Below are 1,180 nucleotides of genomic sequence, written 5' to 3'. Positions count from 1 at the left end.
CCCTGGGGCTACGGCCGCTCTCCCACGTCCACCCCGTTCACCTCCCTCGTTTCGAGCGCCCGGACTAACTCCTACTCTGGCGGCGCCGCGTACCCCACCACCAGACCCTCACGGCCCGCGCCCGTCCCCGCCGCGGCCGGATGCCGGTACCCCGAGAGGCCGTCCAGGGCCAGCCCCGCCGCCCCGGCCGCCGCCAGCGCCGCGGCCTCCGTCCCCGGCGGCAGCTCCAGCACCGCGTGCAGGCCGGCCGAGATGCCCGTCACCCGCAACTCCGGGGCGCGGGAGGCCAGTACGGAGACCAGCCGGTCGCGGCGGTCGCGGTAGCGGTGGCGCATGCGGCGGATGTGGCGGTCGTACGCGCCGCACTCGATGAAATCGGCCAGGGCCAGCTGGTCCAGGGCGCTCGCCCAGGACTCCCGCAGGCCCTTCGCCGCCAGGACCCGCTCGACCAGGTGGTCCGGCAGCACCAGCCAGCCCAGGCGGACCGCGGGGGAGAGCGACTTGCTCAGCGAGCCCGCGTACACGACGTGCCCGGGAGCCAGCCCCTGGACCGCGCCGACCGGCTTGCGGTCGTAGCGGAACTCGCCGTCGTAGTCGTCCTCCACGATCAGCGAGCCCGTCGTACGGGCCCACTCCACGGCGGCGGCCCGCCGCGCCGGAAGCAGCCGGGCGCCCGTCGGGAACTGGTGGGCCGGGGTCAGCAGCAGCGTGCGCGCCCGGTCCGGGAGCGCGTCCGTGCGGGCGCCGTCCTCGTCGACGCCCACGGGGTGCGGGCGGACCCCGGCGGCTTCGAGGATGCCGTGGTGGAAGGGGAGCCCGTACTCCTCCACCGCCCAGTCGCGGGGCCGCAGCGACGCGAGGAGGCGCAGGCCGTTCGCGAAGCCGGAGCACACCACGATGTTCCCCGGGTCGGTCCGCACGCCCCGGGCCCGGGAGAGGTACGCCGCCAGCGCCCTCCTCAGCTCCGGGCGGCCCCGGGGATCGCCGGGTCCGAAGGCCTCGGTGGGAGCCCCGGCCAGGGCCCGCCGGGCACTGGCGGACCAGGCGCCCCGCGGGAAGGACGCGGGATCGGGCTTGCCCTGGAGCAGGTCGTGGCGGGGAGCCCCCGGGGGGGGCGCCGCGGGGGGCCCCCCGGGGGGGGGGGGGGCGCCCCCCCCCCCGCCGCCGGGGGGGGCGGGCC

The 1,180-nt window shown here is 78.6% G+C and carries 1 protein-coding gene; it reads right to left on the bottom strand.

Annotated elements, in window-relative coordinates; genetic code table 11:
* Positions 1–71 precede the first annotated feature (71 nt).
* Positions 72–1,180: PLP-dependent aminotransferase family protein (locus ACFXA3_RS42840; RefSeq protein WP_385197020.1), on the bottom strand; the 1,109-nt coding region annotated here is incomplete at its 5' end.

The organism is Streptomyces sp. NPDC059456 (assembly GCF_042750055.1).
In the GTDB taxonomy this organism is placed as follows: domain Bacteria; phylum Actinomycetota; class Actinomycetes; order Streptomycetales; family Streptomycetaceae; genus Streptomyces.
Note: the sequence above shows the minus strand (reverse complement) of the source record. Positions and strands in the feature narration are given on the sequence as shown.